This is a genomic window from Paenibacillus sp. 01T422 (assembly GCF_056398785.1).
This window is the reverse complement of sequence record NZ_JBFTQB010000325.1, coordinates 1-6,434: the sequence shown is the minus strand read 5'-3', so window position 1 is coordinate 6,434 and position 6,434 is coordinate 1. Positions and strand designations below refer to the sequence as shown.

At 50.6% G+C, this 6,434-nt stretch carries 6 protein-coding genes; all 6 read left to right on the top strand.

Translation table 11 applies throughout. The features are described 5' to 3' along the window. Positions 1-46: 46 nt before the first annotated feature. Genes AC1DUA_RS18705 through AC1DUA_RS18680 form a run of 6 tightly spaced genes read left to right on the top strand, consistent with a single transcriptional unit; the run spans position 47 to position 6,328 of the window. Positions 47-694: a phosphate starvation-inducible protein PhoH gene (locus tag AC1DUA_RS18705; RefSeq protein WP_477501207.1), complete on the top strand. Its 648-nt coding sequence runs from the start codon at positions 47-49 to the stop codon at positions 692-694. Further along, a complete protein-coding gene (locus AC1DUA_RS18700; RefSeq protein WP_477501206.1) occupies positions 691-1,296 on the top strand; it encodes a hypothetical protein in 606 nt (201 codons plus the stop codon). The genes AC1DUA_RS18705 and AC1DUA_RS18700 overlap by 4 nt, the downstream gene beginning before the upstream one ends. A 29-nt stretch (positions 1,297-1,325) precedes the next feature. Further along, a complete protein-coding gene (locus tag AC1DUA_RS18695; RefSeq protein ID WP_477501205.1) occupies positions 1,326-2,966 on the top strand; it encodes an ABC transporter substrate-binding protein in 1,641 nt (546 codons plus the stop codon). Further along, positions 2,953-3,945: an ABC transporter permease gene (locus AC1DUA_RS18690; protein WP_477501204.1), complete on the top strand. Its 993-nt coding sequence runs from the start codon at positions 2,953-2,955 to the stop codon at positions 3,943-3,945. The genes AC1DUA_RS18695 and AC1DUA_RS18690 overlap by 14 nt, the downstream gene beginning before the upstream one ends. Then, entirely contained in the window at positions 3,942-5,570 is a 1,629-nt protein-coding gene (locus AC1DUA_RS18685) for an ATP-binding cassette domain-containing protein (RefSeq protein ID WP_477501203.1), read from the top strand. Before AC1DUA_RS18690 ends, AC1DUA_RS18685 begins: the two co-directional genes overlap by 4 nt. Positions 5,571-5,593: 23 nt before the next feature. Then, complete coding sequence (locus AC1DUA_RS18680) at positions 5,594-6,328, top strand: ABC transporter ATP-binding protein (RefSeq protein WP_477501202.1); 735 nt, start codon at positions 5,594-5,596, stop codon at positions 6,326-6,328. The last annotated feature ends 106 nt before the right edge of the window (positions 6,329-6,434 follow it).

Sequence of the window (6,434 nt, the reverse complement as noted above, 5' to 3'; positions counted from 1 at the left end):
CCCTTGCACTGCCGCAAGATGAGTTGTTAGAGGTTAAACGCCTGTCATGACGAAGCTTGCAGCATTTGACTTCCTATTGCTAGATTCGGGTGCCATCTTCAGTGAAACGACGGTTCGCGTAGGAGAAAGTAATCCTGGGGCGAAGGTGCTGGATCAATATGACCTGCCTTCGTACGATTTGCTTGGAGCGGGGCACAAGTTCCTCATCATCGATGAGTTTATCGATCAGGAGCTTATGGCCCAGCAACAAGCTCGGATTCGCGCCTTTTTAGACCAGGGCAATATTTTGTCCTTCGGTGGGCACTTGTTCCGCTCCTGGATTCCAGGGGCATCGCCTTTTATTCCGAAACCGATACATAGCCACCATGACTATCTGGTAACAGTGGGGGATCATCCGATTTTTGAAGGTGTGCGTTCCGAAGAAATGACGTATAACAAAGGGGTTGCGGGCTTTTTCAGCCGTGGCCACCATCCGGTGCCAGAAGGCGCAGAAATTCTGCTGAGGCTTGCCGGAGAAGAGCCGATTACGTATATTGACCGCCATAGCAGTGAAGGTACCATCATCGTTCATGCCGGGCGCAATCTTCTGAGCTACCGCCAGCCGGATACAAGTACAGGCCGCATCGGGGAGCAGTTCCATCGCTTCCTGTATGAAGAGCATGAAAGGCTGCAGCTAAGGAGGGCCTACCTATGAGAAAGATTGCTGTACTTTACACAGGCAGCTCGCATCAGCACCGTTCTTTTACAGAACCGAAATATCGCCAGTACATTACTGATCTGTTGTATTTGCCGAAGCTGGCTGACATCAATCTTCATGAATACGACGTGCTGATCATTCCTTCGCAGATTCATCAAGGTTTGGTGACGCGTCATATGCCGCAAATTCATGAGTTTCTGAACAGCGGCAAGGTTGTGGTGGCCTTGGGCGCACAACCTAATGGTTGGTTCAGTGGTCACGGTTGGGAACATCGACCGACCAATTTCTGGTGGTGGCTGGAACCCGGCGCCAAAAGTGGTTTGGCTGTGAGCAGCCCAAGTCACGATCTGTTCAGCCATATTCAGCTGGAGGATGCAACCTGGCATTATCACGGTGTTTTCTTCCCCGAGCATAAGGTTGAGTCGCTAATCGATATCGATAATGACGGTTCTATTCTTTATTTGGATAAACAAAGCACGCCGGGGACCCTCGTGATGACGACACTGGACCCGGAGTATCATTACGGTTCGTATTTTATGCCAGCTACGGAACGATTTTTAGACGGCTTTTTGCCTTGGCTGGCAAACGGTCGCATGTAACAGGAATTTATAATGAGGAGAATAGAGGCATGTTGAATACAAAAATTAAACTTACGGCGTTAACGATGGCAAGTTTACTTGCGCTCCTGACCGGATGTACGTCAGGCAAACAGGAAGGTGCTGCACCGAGCAGTTCCCCGGCCCAAGCAACTCCAGCAGCTAGCGCTGAGGCTCCTGCGGCTAAGACGGTGGATTTGCTTAAAATTGCAGGCAGTAATAGCGGCTATCCGTCTCCGTTTGCTTTTAGCTCATCGGGTCCTTTCGGATACCTGCGCAACTCATTTATTTTCGACACGTTAACTTGGAAAGATGACAAAGGCGTGATCCCTTGGCTGGGCAAATCGTGGGAAGTATCCAGCGATGGTCTGACGTATACGTTTAAGCTGGAGGAGAATGTGAAGTGGCATGACGATCAGCCATTCACAGCGGACGATGTTGTATTCAGCTTCAACTACTACAAAACATATCCGTTTAATTGGAACGGCGACATTGGCCAGATTAAAAGCGTTGAAAAAGTCAACGATTTGACGGTGAAATTTACGCTTAATAATAAATACGCCCCATTCCTCAGCGACTTAGTCGGTATTGTGCCAATCATTCCGAAGCATGTCTGGGAAAAGGTTACGAAGCCAGCAGAATACCGCGATCCCGCTGCATTGATTGGAACAGGTCCATACAAGTTGACCAAGTATGATTCTGCTTCCGGTCAGTATTTGTACACGGCGAACGATAAGTTTTTCAAAGGTCAGGTGTTGGTGAAGGAAATCGCATATGTCACTGCATCGAATAAACTGTTGGCACTGCAAAACGGTGAAATTGATGAGACCTATAGCGCTAGCTATGCCGACGTTCAGACGGCTGAGAAAGCGGGACTTAAAACGATTAATAGTGAGCCGACTGGTAGTGTTGTACGTATTTCGTTCAATTTGGAGCATCCTCAGCTAGGTGACAAACGCTTGCGTCAAGCACTGGCGTATGCGCTTAACCGTGAAGAAATTTCGGCAAAAGTTACAGGCGGGAAGCCGATGGTAGGCAGCGCTGGTGTGGTGCCAACCGACTCTCCTTGGTATAACGCGAAAGTGAAGCAGTACGGCTATGACACTGCTCAAGCGGAGAAAATTCTGGATGAGCTCGGCTACAAGAAAAATGCGAGCGGKGTTCGCGAGGACTTGAAGCTGAAATTGATGACTTCCTCGGCGATGCCGGATGCGACAATGATGAAAGAGATGCTGAAGAAAGTAGGCATTGAATTAACTCTGGTGCAGCTGGACACGGCCGCATTCACTACGGCACTGGGCGAGAATAAGTATGATATTGCGATAACCGGTCATGTCGGCGCGAGCGGAGACCCTGACTATCTGCGCTTATGGTTCTCCGGTAAAGCGGCTAATGCGTATTCATCGCGCGGGAAAAGCTTGAAGCTGGATGAGTTCCACAAGCTTGCTGATCAGCAAATGCAAGAAATGAATGAAACCAAACGTCATGAGATTGTGAACCAAATGCAGGATATTTTAGCGGAAGAGCTGCCTACGCTTGTCCTGTATCACCGCCCGTTCTATGAGATTCATAAAGCAGACAAGTTCGACGGATGGAAAAATACGTACGGCGGAATCGCGGACGGCATGCCGCTGTGGGAAAACAAGGCGTTTTTAATCAATGTCAAAAAATAATAAATACCGTTCTTACCTCTTGGTTCTGGTATTTGTGATTGTACTCAATTTCTGGCTTCCTCGGCTCCTGCCGGGGGGGCCCATTGAGTCTATTGCGGGCGGCGGCGAAGATGGCGCGGTCTTTTTGACGGAAGCGCAAAAGGCAGCGATGCAGCAGTATTATCATTTGGACGATTCCCTAGGCGCACAATTTATAGCCTATATGAAAGGCCTTTTTACCTTTGATTTCGGTTCCTCGATTCTGTATAAGGCGCCTGTGTACGACATTATACTGGAACGTTTACCGTGGACATTGTTAATTCTCGGCATCGCAAGCTTGTGTTCAATCGTCATTGGGCTGCTCGCCGGGTTATACTCGGCCTGGCGTTATCCTGGCAGAACTGATCGCGGCTTGTTCTTATCGATGCTGGGCTTAAGCACAATTCCCGAGTTTCTCATCGGGATGGTGCTGCTTATTGCGATGGCGGTCAAAGTCAAATGGTTTCCGCTGAGCGGCGCCAAAACTGCGTTTATGCGCTCTGACCTATGGCTCGATCATGCGCTGGATATTGCTCGGCATGCCGTGCTGCCAGCATTCACATTGACGCTGGGAAGCGTAGCGAGCATCTATTTGCTCATGCGCAATGAGGCGGTTCGTGTTCGCCATGAACCTTATATTGAATTTGCCTCGGCAAAGGGGATAAGGACCTCCGGCATCCTGTTCCGGCATATCGCCCACAATGCGGCCTTGCCGCTGGTCACCTTGATTATCATTCGCATGGGTGCGCTGATGGCAGGTTCCATTCTGGTGGAAACCGTGTTTGCCTACCCAGGTGTTGGGAAGCTGCTGCAGGAAGCTATTCTGGGGCGCGACTATCCGATGCTGCACGGCTTATTTTTGATGATGACGCTGATTGTGCTTTTACTTAATTGGATCGCCGATCTGATTTATCCTTATTTGGATCCGCGAATTGCTGGGAATCGAGGTGTGCAGAGATGAAGTCATGGCTGACCAAACTTACGGCGTCACAGCGCGTGGGCATGTTGTTGTTCGGTTTGTTTGTCGTGTTTGCCGTTGTCATGCCTCTGTTCATCACGGCTTCTCCTTTTGCGATTGATGCTGAGCGGCTGCTGCCGCCGTCCAAACAGTACTGGCTTGGAACGAATGCCATTGGTCAGGACATTTTCATCCAGCTTCTGCATGGTACTAGAACTACGCTCTACATTGGCCTTATGGTGGCCATCATCAGCACCTTCTTAAGTGCAAGTCTAGGATTGCTATCCGGCTATTCCAACAAACTGGGGCTGGCAATTAACGGATTAGCGAATATGATGCTAGTGCTGCCGTCGCTGCTTCTTATTCTCATTGTCGCTTCTTTCACTGGAGGAGGGACTTGGCAGCTCATTTTAACCCTAAGTTTGCTTACTTGGCCGGGATATATGAAGCTGATTCGGGCTTCGGTGCTTTCTTTAAAAGAAAGAGAGTTTGTCAAAGCCGCCCAGCTGTATCAGGGGAAAACCTGGTATGTGTTGTACCATCATTTGCTGCCTTTCATTTGGCCATTGGTGCGTACGAAATTCATTATCGCTTTCCAATCAGCGGTTGCGATGGAAGCCAGCTTGTCATTTCTGGGTGTAGGGAATCCTAGCACAGTCTCCTTAGRTAAAATGCTTCAGGACGCTTTCTCGCGTACGCAAACCTTTTTGAACGATGCGTGGCAGTGGATGATTCTGCCGCCTGCCTTGGTCATTCTATTCGTGACCATTGCGCTTGCGCTGATTGGGGAAAAAGTAGTGACGGTGAATCGCAGCGGAGTAGAGATTCCTGGGAAAGAACGCCGGGTCAAGCGAAAGGCGTCCATGCCGCAGCGGATGGAGGGAGACCAGTCATACGCTGTAGTTGTTCGTGATTTACAAGTAACGTATGGCGCAACTACGATCATTTGTCCAATCTCCTTTGATGTGAAAAAGGGTCAGATTACTTCCCTGGTGGGCGAGTCTGGCTCCGGTAAAACAACGATGGCACGCACCCTTTATGGCTTAACGCCTAGCGAATCGGTGAGTGGAAGCATCGTCGTGAACGGTCATGTCATGTATCAACCTGATGGCGAGCCAAGTTCCCTGCAGCGATGGGGAGATGCTGCTTACATTTTCCAGGATCCGAGGAGCAGCTTTAATCCAATTATGACGCTCGGCGCGCAGTTCTATGAAACGATGCGGCTGCAAACGAGCCTAAGCGAGAAGCGTGCGGCAGCTGTTGCGGCTTTGGCTGAAGTGCAGCTGGGCGAACATATCTTGGCATTATATCCGCATCAATTAAGCGGCGGTATGCTTAGCAGAGCCTTGATCGCGCTGGCGCTAGTGAATAAACCGAAGGTGCTCATTGCCGATGAGCCGACGGGCGCTTTGGACCCAATTGTGAAGCGGGAAGTGTTCGACCTGCTTGTGAGCAAGGTGAAAGAGCACCAGCTGACGCTGCTGCTCATCACGCACGATTTGCCAGCAGCGCTGCATATTTCAGATCAAATCATCGTGCTGCAAGACGGTGTTCAGCTTCAAGGCGAGCAGAAGCAGTGCTATTTACATAACGGGAAGCAGTTGTTTCAGCAAGCTGCTGTGGTTTAATCAATTGGCGGGAGGGGAGCACATTGTTGCACTTAGAGAAGGTGTCCAAACATTATGGAGGCAGCCGGAAGGATCAGGTCGTCAAGGCGGTGGATGACGTCACGTTCACGATACAGGAGAACGAAATTTTCGCCTTGATCGGAGAAAGCGGCTCGGGCAAGTCGACTTTGGCCGAGTTGATCGTGGGCCTGCAGCATCCGACTAGCGGCTCGATCAAGTGGGTGGATGACCAGAAGAACGTGCCGACCTCGCGCATGCAGATCGTCTTTCAGAATCCGGACCGCTCCATGAATCCTTACTGGCGTGTCAAAGACATTGTCACGGAACCGCTGCGCTTGAGCGGGTTACCGCGTAAGCAAGCCTATGCCCGAGCCGAGGCGCTGCTCGGCAAGGTGATGCTGCCCGCTGATTTTCTGGAGCGGTACCCGTTCGAATGCTCCGGCGGGCAAAAGCAGCGAATCGCCGTGGCGAGAGCGCTCTCCATGTCGCCGCAGCTGCTGGTGGCCGATGAAATCACATCGGCGCTTGACCCTTCCACTGAGCATGAGCTGCAGCAGCTGTTGTTGTCGTTGAAGCAATCGGAAGGGATGACGATGCTCTATATTACGCATCGGCTGGAGACGATTGCTGGCTTCGCTGACCGGGTCGCCGTCATGAAGGACGGCGTCATTCAAGAGATGGGTGATGCACGGCTGCTACTCGATGAGCCGAAGACGGCGTACACGCAAGCGCTGCTGCGAGCTGGGATTTATGGATAAGAAACCGGGCCCTTAAGGGTCCGGTTTCTTATTTTGTGATTATGATCTGATTTTCTCGCCACTGATCGATGATCGATTTACTACATCTCTTTATAGTACTTAACGC

Bases quoted from the DNA above. Each gene is read 5' to 3' on its own strand.
- AC1DUA_RS18705 (WP_477501207.1), top strand. From the start codon at position 47: ATGACGAAGCTTGCAGCATTTGACTTCCTATTGCTAGATTCGGGTGCC.
- AC1DUA_RS18700 (WP_477501206.1), top strand. From the start codon at position 691: ATGAGAAAGATTGCTGTACTTTACACAGGCAGCTCGCATCAGCACCGT.
- AC1DUA_RS18690 (WP_477501204.1), top strand. From the start codon at position 2,953: ATGTCAAAAAATAATAAATACCGTTCTTACCTCTTGGTTCTGGTATTT.